This is a genomic window from Acidobacteriota bacterium, assembly GCA_009838525.1.
Classification (GTDB): Bacteria; Acidobacteriota; Vicinamibacteria; order Vicinamibacterales; family UBA8438; genus VXRJ01.
Window position 1 is genome coordinate 714,084 of the sequence record VXRJ01000018.1, and the last position, 14,252, is coordinate 728,335.

15 protein-coding genes are annotated in these 14,252 nt (G+C 63.9%); 8 read left to right on the forward strand and 7 right to left on the reverse strand.

The window, feature by feature from the left end:
* The first annotated feature begins 17 nt into the window (after positions 1-17).
* The 3 genes from lptB to F4Y45_09035 all read left to right on the forward strand — a co-directional run bounded on the left by lptB (position 18) and on the right by F4Y45_09035 (position 2,796).
* A complete protein-coding gene (lptB, locus tag F4Y45_09025) occupies positions 18-743 on the forward strand; it encodes an LPS export ABC transporter ATP-binding protein (protein MXY24648.1) in 726 nt (241 codons plus the stop codon).
* Positions 744-845: 102 nt separating this feature from the next.
* On the forward strand, positions 846-2,405 hold the full coding sequence (gene rpoN / locus F4Y45_09030; GenBank protein MXY24649.1) for an RNA polymerase factor sigma-54: 1,560 nt from the start codon (positions 846-848) through the stop codon (positions 2,403-2,405).
* A 4-nt stretch (positions 2,406-2,409) separates the two neighbouring features.
* Entirely contained in the window at positions 2,410-2,796 is a 387-nt protein-coding gene (locus tag F4Y45_09035; protein MXY24650.1) for a cupin domain-containing protein, read from the forward strand.
* A gap of 3 nt (positions 2,797-2,799) precedes the next feature.
* On the opposite strand, the gene ssb is transcribed toward F4Y45_09035, so the two are convergent.
* The 7 genes from ssb to F4Y45_09070 form a co-directional block, all read right to left on the reverse strand.
* Entirely contained in the window at positions 2,800-3,249 is a 450-nt protein-coding gene (gene ssb / locus F4Y45_09040) for a single-stranded DNA-binding protein (protein MXY24651.1), read from the reverse strand.
* Positions 3,250-3,335: 86 nt separating this feature from the next.
* The gene (locus F4Y45_09045; protein ID MXY24652.1) at positions 3,336-4,253 is read right to left on the reverse strand and encodes a tetratricopeptide repeat protein; all 918 of its coding nucleotides are present in this window, start codon (positions 4,251-4,253) and stop codon (positions 3,336-3,338) included.
* 112 nt (positions 4,254-4,365) lie between these two features.
* Entirely contained in the window at positions 4,366-4,920 is a 555-nt protein-coding gene (locus F4Y45_09050) for an OmpA family protein (protein ID MXY24653.1), read from the reverse strand.
* Positions 4,921-4,987: 67 nt separating this feature from the next.
* On the reverse strand, positions 4,988-6,364 hold the full coding sequence (locus tag F4Y45_09055; protein ID MXY24654.1) for a hypothetical protein: 1,377 nt from the start codon (positions 6,362-6,364) through the stop codon (positions 4,988-4,990).
* Positions 6,361-7,161, reverse strand: coding sequence for a TonB C-terminal domain-containing protein (locus tag F4Y45_09060; protein MXY24655.1), 801 nt, complete (start codon positions 7,159-7,161; stop codon positions 6,361-6,363). Before F4Y45_09060 ends, F4Y45_09055 begins: the two co-directional genes overlap by 4 nt.
* Before the next feature lie 27 nt (positions 7,162-7,188).
* Positions 7,189-7,653, reverse strand: coding sequence for a protein TolR (locus F4Y45_09065; protein MXY24656.1), 465 nt, complete (start codon positions 7,651-7,653; stop codon positions 7,189-7,191).
* Between the two features lie 12 nt (positions 7,654-7,665).
* Positions 7,666-8,376 carry a Tol-Pal system subunit TolQ gene (locus F4Y45_09070; GenBank protein MXY24657.1) on the reverse strand — a complete coding sequence of 237 codons (711 nt, stop codon included), beginning with the start codon at positions 8,374-8,376 and terminating at the stop codon, positions 7,666-7,668.
* A 329-nt stretch (positions 8,377-8,705) separates the two neighbouring features.
* On the opposite strand from F4Y45_09070, the gene recN reads away from it, so the two are divergent.
* The 5 genes from recN to F4Y45_09095 all read left to right on the forward strand — a co-directional run bounded on the left by recN (position 8,706) and on the right by F4Y45_09095 (position 14,024).
* A complete protein-coding gene (gene recN, locus F4Y45_09075; GenBank protein ID MXY24658.1) occupies positions 8,706-10,397 on the forward strand; it encodes a DNA repair protein RecN in 1,692 nt (563 codons plus the stop codon).
* 71 nt (positions 10,398-10,468) lie between these two features.
* On the forward strand, positions 10,469-11,788 hold the full coding sequence (gene miaB / locus F4Y45_09080; GenBank protein MXY24659.1) for a tRNA (N6-isopentenyl adenosine(37)-C2)-methylthiotransferase MiaB: 1,320 nt from the start codon (positions 10,469-10,471) through the stop codon (positions 11,786-11,788).
* Positions 11,788-12,273: a bifunctional nuclease family protein gene (locus tag F4Y45_09085; GenBank protein MXY24660.1), complete on the forward strand. Its 486-nt coding sequence runs from the start codon at positions 11,788-11,790 to the stop codon at positions 12,271-12,273. The genes miaB and F4Y45_09085 overlap by 1 nt, the downstream gene beginning before the upstream one ends.
* A 181-nt stretch (positions 12,274-12,454) precedes the next feature.
* On the forward strand, positions 12,455-13,210 hold the full coding sequence (locus F4Y45_09090; GenBank protein ID MXY24661.1) for a ParA family protein: 756 nt from the start codon (positions 12,455-12,457) through the stop codon (positions 13,208-13,210).
* Between the two features lie 25 nt (positions 13,211-13,235).
* Positions 13,236-14,024, forward strand: a complete 789-nt coding sequence (locus tag F4Y45_09095; GenBank protein MXY24662.1) for a ParB/RepB/Spo0J family partition protein — start codon at positions 13,236-13,238, stop codon at positions 14,022-14,024.
* The last annotated feature ends 228 nt before the right edge of the window (positions 14,025-14,252 follow it).

Here is a 14,252-nt window from a genome sequence, read left to right on the forward strand (position 1 = left end):
CGGACGTCCGTCCGTCCATGGCTTCCCTCAAGACTTCAGACCTCACCAAGTCGTACGGCCGGCGCACCGTCGTCAGCGGCGTCAGCCTTGAGGTCCGTCCGGGCGAGGTGGTCGGCCTGCTCGGCCCGAACGGTGCGGGCAAGACAACTACCTTCTACATGGTCGTTGGCCTGACTCCGCCCGACTCGGGACGAGTGTTGCTTGACGACGAAGACATCACCGGCCACCCGATGTACGTCCGTGCGAAGCGGGGTATTGGGTATCTCCCGCAGGAGCCCTCCGTGTTCCGCGGCCTGACCGTCAGGCAGAACATCCTCGCGATCCTCGAAACGCTCAAGCTACCGCGTGCTGAACGCCGACGCCGGGCCGACGATCTGCTCGCCGAACTGCATCTCAAGCCGCTCGCCGACGCCCGGGCGCACTCGCTTTCCGGAGGAGAGCGCCGACGGGTAGAGATCACCCGGGCACTGGTGATGTCGCCCTCGTTCATTCTGCTCGACGAACCCTTCGCCGGCATCGATCCGATCGCTGTGGCAGATATTCAGGGGATCATCTTCCACCTCAAGGAGCGGGGAATCGGCGTACTGATGACCGACCACAACGTCCGCGAGACGCTCAAGATCACCGACCGGGCGTACATCATCCATGACGGTCACGTGTTCAAGAATGGGACGCCGGACGAACTGGCGGGCGATGAAGCGGTCAAGCGTATCTTCCTTGGTGCCGACTTCCGACTCGACTGAGCACCCGTTGAGAGCCGCCGTCGGTCGGCGCTGAGAGCGCACCGTTTGGACTAAGATCGAAGGAAGCGTGCCGCGCCCGGCGGCGGCTGCATCAGGCGCTCGATGGCCATTCAGCAACGACTTCAGACGCAGCTTTCGCAAAAGCTCGTCCTGACACCGTCACTGCAGCAGGCGATAAAGCTGCTTCCGATGTCGACGCTCGAGTTGGCCGACCTCCTGAACCAGGAAGTGGTCGAGAACCCACTGCTCGAGGAGGTGCCGGAAGAGGAAACAGCATCGTCAGAAACCGCTGACACACCTGCGGCGCCCGAAACAGACGACGCCGCCTATCCGGAGGCGGCAGAGAGCCCGGCACTCGACGCGGCCCCGGACGGGACCGACGCCGGCGCGCCCGAACCGGCGGAGGCGCCGGCTACACCGGACAACTCGGCGGAGGCGCCCGAGGGAACGACGCAGCAGGAGGAATCCACCTGGGACGACGCCGATTACGAGTATTTCTTCGGCGACTATCTGGACGACGGCTACCGGCCGCGGAACGCCACGGAGACTCCGGAACTGCCGCCGATCGAGAACACTCTCGCGACCGCCGGCTCTCTGTCAGACCATCTTCGCTGGCAGCTGCTGATGCAAACCGATGACGATCAACTGCGGGAAATCGGTCTGGCTATCATCGGTAACCTCAATGAAGATGGCTACCTCGTCGCGTCGATCGAGGAACTGGCAGCGATGGGCAACTGGTCGCACGACGACGTCGAGGCGGCGCTCGCGCTGGTGCAGACCCTCGACCCGGCCGGTGTCGCGGCGCGCGATCTGCAGGAGTGTCTTCTCCTTCAGATCGACCGGCTCGACCTGACCGGCACCCCGAGCGAGACGATCGTCCGCGAACACCTCGGGTTGCTCCAGAATCATCAGTTGCCGGACCTGGCGAGACGGCTCGGTCTGACCCTGGCGGGGCTGCGTGAACACGTCGAGGTGCTGCAACGGCTGGATCCGAAGCCTGGCGCCAGTCTGAATCCGGTTCGATCGCAATACGTGATCCCGGATGTCTCCGTGGTCAAGGTGGACGACGAATTCGTCGCCATGCTGAACGAGGACGGCATGCCGCAACTGCGAATCAGCCCGGTCTACCGGCGCATGATGAACAAGAAGAGCGAGAACTCCGAGGAAACGCGAGCGTACGTCCGGGAGAAGTTCAGGTCGGCAATCTGGTTGATACGGTCCATCGATCAGCGGCAGAAGACTATTCAGCGCGTCGCGACCAGCATCATCCGGTTCCAGCGCAGTTTCTTCGAGCATGGAGTGGAGTGCCTCCGGCCGATGGTGTTGCGTGATGTGGCGGATGACATCGGGATGCATGAGTCGACGGTTAGCCGCGTGGTCACGAACAAGTACATGCACACCCCGCAGGGTGTGTTCGAGATGAAGTACTTCTTCAGTTCAGGTGTACATACCGTGTTCGGCGAGAACGTCTCGTCCGTGGCCATCAAGCGGCGAATCCGCAAGATGATCCAGGAGGAAGATCCGCGCAAACCACTCAGCGATTCCCGTATCGTGCAGCGTCTGGAGGAGAACGAAGGACTGAAGCTGGCTCGGCGCACGATCGCCAAGTACCGCGAGGAGATGAAGATCCCGACGTCCAGCCGCCGACGTACCCACTACTGACGTGATGAGCAGAACGAGAGACCCGGCAGGTGAGCCTCCCCGTCGGGTTGAGAAGCCCTGGGGCCACGAGTTGATCTGGGCGCGAACCGACCGTTATGTCGGGAAGGTAATCCACGTCCGCGCAGGCCATGCCCTCAGCCTGCAGTACCACGAGAGGAAGGAAGAAACCATCCTTCTTTGGCGGGGACGCCTGCACTTCGAGCTCGGGACGGGTGACAACGGCCAAACATGGGAGATGCAGCCAGGCGAGTGCGTGCACATCACGCCTGGCGTGGTTCACAGGATGACCGCCATGGAAGATAGCGACCTCTTTGAGGTCTCGACTCCCGAACTGGACGATGTCGTTCGACTCGATGATCGCTACGGCCGCACCGGAACGTCCGATCCCTAGCAGCTAGAACGGGATGTCGTCGTCCGCGAGATTGACGTTACCGCCACTGCCGCCGACACTGGCCGCGTCAGCAGCCGCCGCGGGCGCCTGATCGTCGTAACGATCCTGGCGACCCTCACCGTCCCGCCGCGAGCCGAGCAGCACGACGTCGTCCGCCCGCACGTCGAGCGAGTACCGAGCCTTGCCGTCGCGGTCCTCGTAGTCCCGCACGCGCAGCCGTCCGTCGACGAAGACGCGTTGCCCCTTCGTCAGGTAGTCCTTGATCCGTTCGCCGCGCTTGCCCCAGAAATCCACACGAAACCACTGGGTGTGCTCCTCCCGCTCACCCCGGTTGTTCCGCACCTCGGTCGTAGCGACGCTGAAGGTGACGACCGCGTCGCCGCCTGGCGTGTACCGCTGCTCGGCGTCCCGACCGAGATTACCGACAATACTGACCTTGCAAAGACTTGCCATGATGTGTTGTACCCCCCGCGCGCCCGCGCTCGAAGCTGGTTCGTGTGTGTGGTGCCTGTCTCTTCCTCTTATGTGAAGTCGACCGGCTACGGCTGGGGTTGACCAAGCCGATCGAGCGCCTGTTGTGCCATCGCCGCCATGTAGTGCTCGGGGTAGTTGACGACAACCAGTTCGAACGCCTGGCGCGCGCGATCCGGATCGTCGAGCCGTTCGAGCGCGAGGCCCCGCTTATAGGACGCATCCGGAACAACGTCGCCGTCGGGGTAGTTCAGCAACACCTGTTCGAAGGCGTCGACCGCTTCTTCAAAGCGACTTTCCGCAAAGTACGTTTGGCCGATGTAGAAGGCTGCGTCGTCGGCGAAGTCGGACTGCGGCACGGTCTCTATGTACGCCTCGAAGCCCTGCACCGCGAGCGCCCACTGTCCGTTGGTGTAGTCCGCCCACGCAGTGTCGTACAACCGCTGCGGCGACATGGCGACGCCCGGTGAGACCGCGGCGACCGGCGGTGGCTGAGCGTCGGTCTCAGCGGAGTCGGCATTGGGATCGGCGCCCGCGACCGGCTGGGGTGCGTTCGCCCCCGCAGTGGGCGCAATTGGCAACCCGGTCTCCGGATCGACCGACAGTATTGTCGTGGGCATCGGCATCGGCGGAATCGCTTCTCGCAGCGCTTCGATCTCCTGCGACAGCGACGAGATCCGAACATTCGACTCATCCACCTTCTCGCGGACGACGCGGATGACGGTCGCAATGTTCTCGGCCGTCAGTTGCTGATCCGCGAACGCGCGACGCATGGCGTCACCGATCGCTTCCTGGCCCGCCACGAGCTCGTCCATACGGGTGTCGAGCGCGTTCATCATCAGATGGAGGCGAAGCGCATGCTCCTGCAGCATCCGGATGTCGGCCATTAACTGCTCGTGCTCCCGGTCAGCTGCGGTGGCTGTCGCCGGGAAAGCCAGGATTACCGTAAGCATCACGCCGGCAACTGCGGTGAATGGGACTCTCATCACAATCCTCCGGAGGGGGTGTTTCAACTACTGTACTCTGGCCGACAACCGAACGCCAGAGCCCGCACGAGGGCGCTACCGGCAATCGGAATCGGCACGCGCGGCGCGCGGTTCACCGGGCCGTAACGACGAAGTGTGCGCGTCGGTTCGACGCCCAGGCCGCCTCGTGTTCCCCCGGCGTAAACGGGAATTCCTCGCCGTAGCTGATCGTCCGGATACGGTTCGCGTCGATCCCGAGATCCACCAGGTGGTTGCGGACGGCGAGGGCGCGCCGCTCGCCCAAAGCGAGATTGTACTCCGGCGTGCCGCGCGAGTCACAATGCCCCTCGATGGTGATCGACCAACTGGAGTACGACTCGAGCGTCGTCATGTTGGACCGGATCGCTTCCAGGGCATCCGCGTCCAACTCGATGCTGTCGTAGCCGAAGAAGACCGGCTCCAGCGGTGACGCGCGATTGATCTCCTCGAGCGTCCGCGACGAGAACTCGTCATCCGACAGTCGGGGAGGCGCATCGGGGGAAGGTGCCGCGGAAGGCGCTGGCGCCGGAACGGGTCGCGGTGACGCCGGGTCCGCCTCCGCCACCGATGGCGCCGGTGGAGCCGAAGGTGCAACCTGGGGAGGCGTTCGGACGCAGGAGGCGGCGAAGACAACAATCGCCGCCACCATCAGGAAACGGTACGCCGTCCACTTGCGACTCTGCATAGTCATCAGTTCTTCGTCCTCCTTGCCGAGGTCACCGAGACCAACTTGGCATCTCGTTGTTGCCGGCGTGCGTGACGCGACGCACACCACGTCCATCTCGTCCGATCTGCCAGATCTGCTTCTCACCGGAACCCCGCGTCGACGAGAACGCTAGGTGTCGGCCGTTGGCGGAGTAGCTGGGGCTCTCGTTGGTGCCGAGACCAAAGGTCAACTGCCGCACTTCGTTTGTAGCGAGGTCGACGATCTTGATGTCGAAGCCGGGGCCGGTGCGCGACGCATACGCGATTTCGTTGTACGGGCTCGGCGACCAGGTGGGACGATCGCAGTACGACTCGAAAGTGATGCGGCGGAGACCCGTGCCGTCGACCCCGACGACGTAGATCTGCGGTGATCCGGTCCGATCGGACGTGAACGCGATCTGTAGACCGACCGGCGACCAGGTGGGGCTGGCATCGATGCCCGGATGGGAAGTCAGGCGGCGAAGTCCCGTGCCGTCTACGTTCATCACGTAGATCTCCGGGTTGCCGTCCCGGTTCGACATGAACGTCATTTGCGTGCCGTCCGGAGAATAGGCGGGCAGGAAGTTGTGCGCGTCGCTGGTCCCGGCCGCGGGTGTCTCAAGGCGCCCTTCGTAAAGGTGCGAAACGACGATGTCCGGAAGACCGCTGCGGTACGACGTGTACGCCACCGAGCGGCCGTCCGGCGCCCACGCGGGATTGACATTGAGCGTGCGGCCCGTCGTAACGCGGCGGACGTTCGCGCCATCGTAGTCGGCGACGTAGATCTCCTTCGTCTGCCGATCCGGCACCAAGCCGAGAACCGACTGGCTGTCGCGATCTGACGTGAATGTAAGCTGGGTCTGCGCCACGCCCTCAAGGCCTCGCTGCCGTCGATGTATCTCGTCGGAGAAAGCGTGGGCGTAGGCGCGAACGTTGCGGAGACTGCCCGTATAGCGTTCGCCAACCGCGGACTCGTACGTCCGGGTATTGAACAGCCTGGCGTCGACCTCCACCCGATCCTCGTCAAGACGACGGACCGAGCAACTGATAACGCCGTCAGCGCCCAATTCGCGCCAAGCGTCGAACGGCAAATCCGTAAGCGTGCGGGCAACCGGGATCGAACCGTAGGTGTCGCGCGCGACCATCCGGAACTCCCGTTCGAATGCCAGATCGTCCCAGAGCACCTGCGCGATGATCTGCGAGGCATCCTGCATCTCGTCATCGCTCGTCAACGTCAGGCAGTCGGGCACCGCGAAACGTGGCTGCGCGCCGATCCGCCCTCCGATCCTGAGATCCACCTCGGACCGCTGGTTCTGAGACACGGGAAGCGGCGCCGCCAGCAGCCAGGTGCCAGTGACGGACACCGCCAAGAGGAATGCAACGGGCAAGGGACGGGCAATCTGCATCATGACTGGTACTCGAACGTGAGCCGGACGGCCAGGGTGTCTTCCGGGAACCGGGACGGCAGGGGAGGCATCGTGGCGGCGAGTACCACCGCCCGCTGCGCGCTGAGATCGAGTGCAAAGTGGCCACTGGAACGCGCCACCTGCACATCCCCAATCGCGCCACTCCGTTGTATGACGAACCGGATGACGACGAGACCGGGTACCCGCTGATTGTTGTCCCACTGCCGCCGGATCAACTCCAGCATCGTGGCGAGGTACTCCGGACAGCAGAAGTTGCCCACATCGAGTTCCAGGCCATCGCCCCCGAGACCGCCGGCGGACAGGCCGTCGCCCAATCCCTGGACGCCGGTATCCGCCATCGACGTGCCCTCGCGCACTTCGGGTCCTCTGGTGGGGGTCCGCCCGCGCGCTTCCTCCGGTTCGGTTGTCGTCTCGACTTCCGGTTCGGGACGCCGGCGTGACTCCGCCTCGGGCACCGGCAGGATCATCTCCGGCGGGGCTGGCGACGGAGGTTGAATCCACTCCGGACGGCGCGCGTCCGCGAGCGGCGCCACCTGCTGCACGGGCCGTCCGCCGAGCGGCGTCGCCCCGCCTTCGCCCGGCCCTTCCGGACCGCCCAGGCGAAGCACCATCACATCCAGGTCGGCCTCATCGCTTCCGGCAGCAAGCCACGACGACGGCGCGAGGAGCAACCCCACGACCAACAGGACGTGCGCTCCGGCGGAGACGGCAAACGGCCGCCGCAACTGGTCCGGCGGCTGCGCCCGTTCCGCGATGACCTGTGACGTTGCGTCCTGCACCCTGCTTCACCTTGCGTCAGGCCCCGGCTACCGTTGCGGGGGAAGGTCGAGCACCAGGCCGATCTCCTGAACGCCTCCGTCCTGCAGATAGTCCACTACCGAGATCAGCTCACCGTAGGTAATCTCTTCATCGCCTCGCAGGAACACCGACTTGTCCGTCCGGGCCGCCATCTCGTCTCGCATGAGGTCGGCCAGCACCTCGACCCGGACATTGTCGTCTCCCAGTTGCACGACACCGTCCGACCGGTAGGAGAGGGGCACGGTGACAAACAGGCGCTCCGCAACCAGCGGCTCCGCCCTGCGTGCCTCGGGTAGATTGACGTCGAGGCCACGCTGCATCATGGGGGCGGTCACCATGAAGATGACCAGCATCACCAGCATCACGTCGACGAGCGGCACGACGTTGATCTCCGAGAGAGACGTCGCGACGCGCCGTCCGCGCCGTCGGCCGCCACCACCTCCACCGCCGTCCGTTCCCTGAACCTTTGGCATCGTGCGATCGCATCAGGGCGAGAAGTGCCGCTCCGCAATGTTCAGGAACTCAAGCGAGAAGTCGTCGATTGCCGAGGCCGTGAGCTTCACTTTGTTGGTCAGATGATTGTAGAAGTAGACGGCGGGGATTGCCGCGAAAAGCCCCGCCAGCGTCGCGATCAGCGCATCGGCGATTCCTGGCGCCACTGCCGCCAGATTCGTCGACCCGGTCTCCGCGATCCCCTGGAAGGCGATGATGATGCCCCAGACGGTTCCGAACAGGCCGATGAACGGCGTGATGCTCGCCGTCGTCGCCAGTATTGGCACGTGGCGTTCCAGTTTCGTTACTTCCACGTTCGAGGCGCGGAGCAACGCGCGATCCAACGCCTCGAAGCTCCGGAGCGACGGCTGCTGACTGCCTTCCATCCCCGTGCCCTCGGACTGCCGGAGCTGGGTATTCAGCTCGACGTAACCGGCCTGAAAGACACCGGTGAGGGGGCTGGCCGCGAGTGACTTGCAGACGGATTGCACTTCGGAGAACTTCCGGCTCTTGCGGAAGACCTCCACGAACGCGCCGGTCTGCGACTCGACACGGCGGAACTGCAAGAGCTTGAAGACGATGATGCCCCATGAGGCCACGGAAAAGATCAGCAGCGTCGCCAACACCGCCTGCGACAGCAATGACGACTGCGCGATGAGGTTGATGATTCCGCTGCCGAACGCGCCGGACGACTCGGCTTCCATCCCGGTATCCGGCTGCAGAGCCAGTGCCTGAAAGAGAGGAAAGAAGTCCGCGCTTGTGCCGAACCGCCCCTGCAGCCCTTCGAGCCACTCCGTCAACGCGGGCGCCTGAAGGATCACAAAGGCAAGGTATCCGAGGATACGCACCTTAGTTCTCCCGTCGATGCTGACACTGGCGCGCCGCTGGGAAGGCGCAGACTTCGGCAAGCGTAGCCCGTGGCCTTGCCGATTGTCAAACCGTGCAGTCCTGTTTACGTCCTCTGGCGAAGACCCCCAACCGGGCTCCACGGCATTGCGTTCATCTGGGTGATACGATCGCTCGCCTCCCTCCCATGATCCGCTTTCTGGGTATTCGCGACCTCGCCATCGTTGACACCCTGGAGTGTGAATTCGATGCGGGATTCAACGTCCTGACGGGGGAGACCGGCGCCGGCAAGTCCATCATCGTCGGCGCGTTGGGCCTGCTGCTGGGCGAGCGGAGCAGTGGCAACACCGTCCGGACCGGGGCGGAATGCGCGGTGGTCCAGGCGGCATTCGAAACGGGCCTCGGTGAAGAGAAGATCGTCCGCCGCGAAGTGCCGGCGAGTGGCCGCGGACGCATCTTCATCGATGACGCGCTCAGCTCTGCCGCAACACTGAAAAAACTGGGCACCGGACTGGTCGATATCCACGGCCAGCATGCGCACCAGGCGCTTCTTGATCCCCGGAATCACCTGAGGCTTCTGGACACCTACGGCACACGTCGAACCGGCGTCGATCCCACAGGTGCGGTGAAGACGCGCTACGAACAGTGGCGCGACGCGAGGGCACTGCTTGCTGAAGCGGAGCAGCGGGGTCATGACCGCGCCGAGAAAGTCGACGTACTGAAGTTCGCCCTGGCCGAGATCGACCGCGTGGCGCCACGGCCGGGTGAAGACGGCCAGCTCCTGATCGAGCGCAACCGTCTCGCCAACGCGGAGAAACTGCAGGCGCTCGCCGGCGGCGCCTACGCCGCGCTGTACGAGAAGGATGACTCGGTCATTTCGCTGCTGGCCGCGATCTGGCGTCAGGTGGAGGAGCTGGCGCGCCTCGACCCGTCGTTTGCCCCCTATCTGGAAACCCGGGGCACGGTCGATTCGACCCTCGACGAACTGGCTCGGACCCTGCGTTCCTGCGCCGCCGACATCGAGACAACGCCCGACCGTCTCGCTCATGTCGAGTCCCGCCTGGCGGAAATCGAGCGTCTGGCAAGGAAGTACGGCGGCCACCTGGACACGATCCTGGAACGCCGGCAGACGATTGTGGCCGAACTCGACCGCGCCGCCGACGAGACGGCGCGCCACACCGATCTGGTTGCGGCTCTCGAGGCGGCCCGCGACGCGTACCTGGCGGCGGCGGGGGAGTTGTCGGCCTCGCGGGTCCATTGGGCCTCGGCTCTGGCGCCGGCGCTCGAAACGGAGTCGAAGGACCTCGCGATCGCCAACGGCCGGTTCGAGGTGCGACTGGAATCCGGGCTCCCCGAGACACGCTGGAGCGCCCGAGGCACCGACGAAGCCGAACTCTTCTTCTCCGCCAATCCGGGAGAAGACCTTCAGCCGCTCTCGAAGGTTGCCTCGGGTGGTGAACTGTCGCGCGTCATGCTGGCACTGAAGACGCTCGCGGCCACCGACGACGCGGGCAAGACACTGGTCTTCGATGAGGTCGACGCAGGCATCGGCGGTGACGCCGCGTACCGGGTGGGGGAGCGCCTTCGCGCCCTGGGAAAACGCTTCCAGGTACTGTGCGTCACGCATGCGCCGCAACTGGCCGCGCACGCCACAACCCACTTCCAGGTAACGAAGGAAGTGGCGGGCGGACGGACCCGGGCCCGGATCGAACGGCTCCCGGAGGACCGCCGGGCGGCGGAGCTGTCAAGACTGATGACCGGACGCGCCGGCGGCGCGGCCCTGGCTGGGGCGGAAGAACTACTGGCGCGCGCCGCAACGGGGGCGAAAGGCGAAAGAGAAAGTAGGGGCGAAAGGCGAAAACCCGCGTCGGCGGGATGACCTTCGGCCCCTTCTGCGGCGACTGCTACCTGTGCGGGTAGCCGAGAATAGAGGTAGGCTCAACATCGGCAATGGCCAGGACCTACATCATCGAGACGTTCGGCTGCCAGATGAACGTTCACGACAGCGAACGTCTCGCAGGACTGCTGCACCAAGCGGGCTATGCGCCGTCGCCGTCGGTCGACGGGGCAGACCTGGTAGTGGTGAATACCTGCAGCGTGCGCGAGCGGGCGTCGGAGAAGCTGTTCTCGCGACTTGACCGGTATCGCCACGTCGCGGTGGACGAGCGGCCGATCATCGCGGTAACCGGTTGTGTCGCGCAACAGGAGGGAAACCAGCTCCTCGACCGGGCGCCGTTGATCGATGTCGTCATTGGAACGCAAGCACTAACGCAGTTGCCCAGCGCCATCGAGGCAGCCCGCCGGACGCGCGTGTCGCAGGTCGACATCCACCCGTACGACAACATCTCGTTCCCTCTCGGAGTTGCGGTTCGAAGTGATCCCGTCAAGGCTTTCGTCACCATCATCGAGGGATGCAACGACTTCTGCGCCTTCTGCGTCGTTCCCTACACCCGCGGTCACGAACGGATGCGGCCGGCCACGGAGATTGTGGCGGAAATCGAGGAAGCTGCTGCTTCGGGACGCCGCGAAGTGCACCTGTTGGGCCAGATCGTAAACCACTACCAGGCGCCGGATCGGGGCGACTGCGATTTCGCCCGGCTCCTGGCACTTGTGCACGAGGTCAAAGGGATCGATCGAATCCGGTTCGCCAGTCCGCATCCCCGCCACGTCACCGGGCGTCTGATCGAAACCATGCGCGATCTACCCAAGGTATGCAAACACCTGCACCTGCCTGTGCAGTCAGGTTCCACGCGCATCCTTGGACTGATGCGGCGGCGACATACTCGGGAGCGCTACCTCGAACTGGTGGATGAAGTCCGTGCGGCAATACCGGAGATTGCGCTTTCGACCGATATTATTGTCGGGTTCCCGGGAGAGACTGTGGATGATTTCGAGCAGACCCTCAGCCTCGCGGAGAGCATCCGCTTCCATGGGATGTTCTCGTTCAAGTACTCCGAGCGGCCGAACACACTGGCGCGCCGTCGAATGCCGGACACCGTCCCGGAAACGGAGAAGGGGCGACGCCTGACCGTCCTGCAGCAAGCGCAACAGGATATCCAGCAGTCGCTTCACGAAGCCATGGTCGGCAGGCAGGTTACCGTTCTGGCCGACGCTTCCAGTCGCCGACGGGAGCGATCGAACGAATACACCGGACGCACCTGCGGCAACACTGCGGTCAACTTCGAGGCAGGACCGGACTGCCTGGGGCAGTTACTGGATATCAACGTTCGGCGGGCCGGGCCAAACAGCGTCTGGGGCGAGGTGATCTGATGCAGATCGAGATGACCATCAAGGGGCTCATGGTCGATCCCATCACCAGCATGCCGATTGTCATCCTGCGGGACGACACCGGCGATCGCGTGCTGCCGATCTGGGTGGGGGTCTTCGAAGCAAATGCTATCGCGATTCAGATCGAGAACATCACAACGCCGCGTCCCATGACCCACGACCTCCTGGGAAATCTGATCGCCGGGCTCGACGGCACGGTGGAGAAGATAGTCGTCTCCGACCTGAAGGAGAACACCTTCTACGCGCTCATCTACGTTCGCATCCGAGGCGACGTTGTCGCAGTGGACGCGAGGCCGAGCGACGCCATCGCGCTGGCGCTTCGCGTAAGCGCGCCTATCTTTGTCGAAGACGAGGTGATGGACAACGCGAAGAGCCTCGAGTTCGCACCCGGAAAGAGCGACTCGGAACGGCTCACCCGCTGGCTCGAAAGTCTCGATCCGGAGGACCTCGGCAGATACAAGATGTGACAATTGTCGGCCGGCCGACAATTGTGCGATCCTCCAACAATTGCGGGCCTTTTGAAGGCTCCGGTCAGGACTCGGTCGGTGCCGTTTCTTGACACGATCCGGCGTCACCCCTAGAATCACGTCACCCCGCGCTGCTGCGGGCGGTGGTCCCGCGTCCATCCACGCTTCGGCGAACCGGCCCATGATCGTCGCCATAGCCAACCAGAAGGGTGGAGTAGGAAAAACCACTACCTCCATCAACCTGGCTTCGGCGCTAGCCTTCCGCGGCAAGCCGACACTCCTCATCGATCTCGATCCGCAGGCAAACAGCACATTATCGGTCGCGCATCCCGATTCGGAGCGTCGCTCCGTCTACGACGCGATCACCAACGGCAGTTGCGGCCTCGCGGACACCATCATCCCGACGAACCAGGAGAATCTCGCCTTGGCGCCCGCGCGTATCGCCCTCGCCAAGATCGAATCGCAGCTCGTAGGCGAACTGGACGCGCATTTCCGTCTCAAGGATCAGATCGCCACGGTTCGCGAGCGCTTTCCCTGCATAGTCGTCGACTGTCCGCCGACGCTCGGCCTGTTGACCGTCAACGCCTTGGTAGCCGCGACGCACCTGTTGATTCCGATTCAATCGTCCTATTTCGCCCTGGAGGGAACGGACGACCTGCTCGAAACGGTCGAGAGGGTGCGCCAGCGCGCCAACCCCAGCCTGAGCATCCTGGGTGCGCTGATCACGATGCACGACCGGCGGACCACGATAGGGCGCGATACCCGCGATCAGATTCAGAAGGTCTTCGGGGACAAGGTCTTCCGGACCGTGATCGCCAGGAACGTCCGACTCGAGGAGAGTCCGGCGTACAAGGAGTCTATCTTCCAGTTCGCGCCTCATTCGACCGGCGCGCGGGACTACTACAGCCTGTGCGAGGAGGTGATGGACCGTGTCTAAGCGAGGATTGCCTTCAACCGTACAAATGCGGCACGGAGGACACTACGTCGACGCCCTCGCCGCATCGGCCGGTGAACCGATCGGGCGGCTGCTGCCGATCGATCGGATCGACCCGAATCCGGATCAGCCGCGGCAACAGATGGGAGATCTCTCCGAGTTGATCGCGTCGATCACCGAGAAGGGAATCCTCGAGCCGCTTATTGTCCGCGAGCGCGAGGGCCGGTTCCACATCATCGCCGGTGAACGACGCTACCAGGCAGCCATCCAGGTGGGATTGGCCGAGATACCGGTGATCATCCGACAGGCGGACGAAGCAGAGACCCTTGAAATCGCACTGATCGAGAACCTGCAGCGCAAAGATCTGACACCGTTTGAAGAGGCCGAAGCCCTGCACACCCTGGCGCAGAAGTTCGGCCACACCCACGCGGAACTGGCACAACGCATCGGCAAGTCGCGCACGTCGATCACCGAGTCGCTGGCCGTGCATACGATGCCGGACGAAATCAAGCAACTGTGCCAGCTTGGCAACATCACGTCGAAATCGTTGCTGCTGGAGGTCGTCCGGCAACGCACTCCACAGGCAATGACGGCGCTGATCGCGGAAATCTCGCGCGAAGGCACCGCCACGCGGAAGAAGGCGCGCGCCGCGCGCCGGCAGCCAGGGCGCCGGCCGAAGCCGTTCGTCTACAGCTACGCTGCACCCAACAAGGCGTTCAATGTACGGCTGGCATTCCGGAAGTCGAGCGTGCCGCGGAGTGAGCTGATTGACGCGCTCGAGAAGATCCTCGAACAATTGCGGCAGCGAGACAACTGAAGCAGCGCCTCTGCATGTCCGTCGCGGGAGGCACATCCAAGCCAAAGTTAACATAACATACCTTATCGGACGTTGGCTGGCGCCAACGTCCGATGAAGGTTTGGTCTCGCGAAACGGCTCCAGCGCTGCTGACACCACAGATGCCCCGGCCTGCCGAAGGCTGGCTGGCGCCAACGTCCGATGAAGGTTTGGTCTCGCGAAACGGCTCCAGCGCTGCTGACACCACAG

What these genes read in the sequence shown, in the direction of transcription:
- F4Y45_09035 (MXY24650.1), top strand. Translation starts at nt 2,410, where the DNA reads ATGAGCAGAACGAGAGACCCGGCAGGTGAGCCTCCCCGTCGGGTTGAG.
- miaB (MXY24659.1), top strand. Translation starts at nt 10,469, where the DNA reads ATGGCCAGGACCTACATCATCGAGACGTTCGGCTGCCAGATGAACGTT.
- recN (MXY24658.1), top strand. Translation starts at nt 8,706, where the DNA reads ATGATCCGCTTTCTGGGTATTCGCGACCTCGCCATCGTTGACACCCTG.
- F4Y45_09095 (MXY24662.1), top strand. Translation starts at nt 13,236, where the DNA reads ATGCGGCACGGAGGACACTACGTCGACGCCCTCGCCGCATCGGCCGGT.
- F4Y45_09055 (MXY24654.1), bottom strand. Translation starts at nt 6,364, where the DNA reads ATGATGCAGATTGCCCGTCCCTTGCCCGTTGCATTCCTCTTGGCGGTG.
- F4Y45_09085 (MXY24660.1), top strand. Translation starts at nt 11,788, where the DNA reads ATGCAGATCGAGATGACCATCAAGGGGCTCATGGTCGATCCCATCACC.
- ssb (MXY24651.1), bottom strand. Translation starts at nt 3,249, where the DNA reads ATGGCAAGTCTTTGCAAGGTCAGTATTGTCGGTAATCTCGGTCGGGAC.
- rpoN (MXY24649.1), top strand. Translation starts at nt 846, where the DNA reads ATGGCCATTCAGCAACGACTTCAGACGCAGCTTTCGCAAAAGCTCGTC.
- F4Y45_09065 (MXY24656.1), bottom strand. Translation starts at nt 7,653, where the DNA reads ATGCCAAAGGTTCAGGGAACGGACGGCGGTGGAGGTGGTGGCGGCCGA.
- F4Y45_09050 (MXY24653.1), bottom strand. Translation starts at nt 4,920, where the DNA reads ATGGTGGCGGCGATTGTTGTCTTCGCCGCCTCCTGCGTCCGAACGCCT.
- lptB (MXY24648.1), top strand. Translation starts at nt 18, where the DNA reads ATGGCTTCCCTCAAGACTTCAGACCTCACCAAGTCGTACGGCCGGCGC.
- F4Y45_09070 (MXY24657.1), bottom strand. Translation starts at nt 8,376, where the DNA reads ATGGAAGCCGAGTCGTCCGGCGCGTTCGGCAGCGGAATCATCAACCTC.
- F4Y45_09045 (MXY24652.1), bottom strand. Translation starts at nt 4,253, where the DNA reads ATGAGAGTCCCATTCACCGCAGTTGCCGGCGTGATGCTTACGGTAATC.
- F4Y45_09090 (MXY24661.1), top strand. Translation starts at nt 12,455, where the DNA reads ATGATCGTCGCCATAGCCAACCAGAAGGGTGGAGTAGGAAAAACCACT.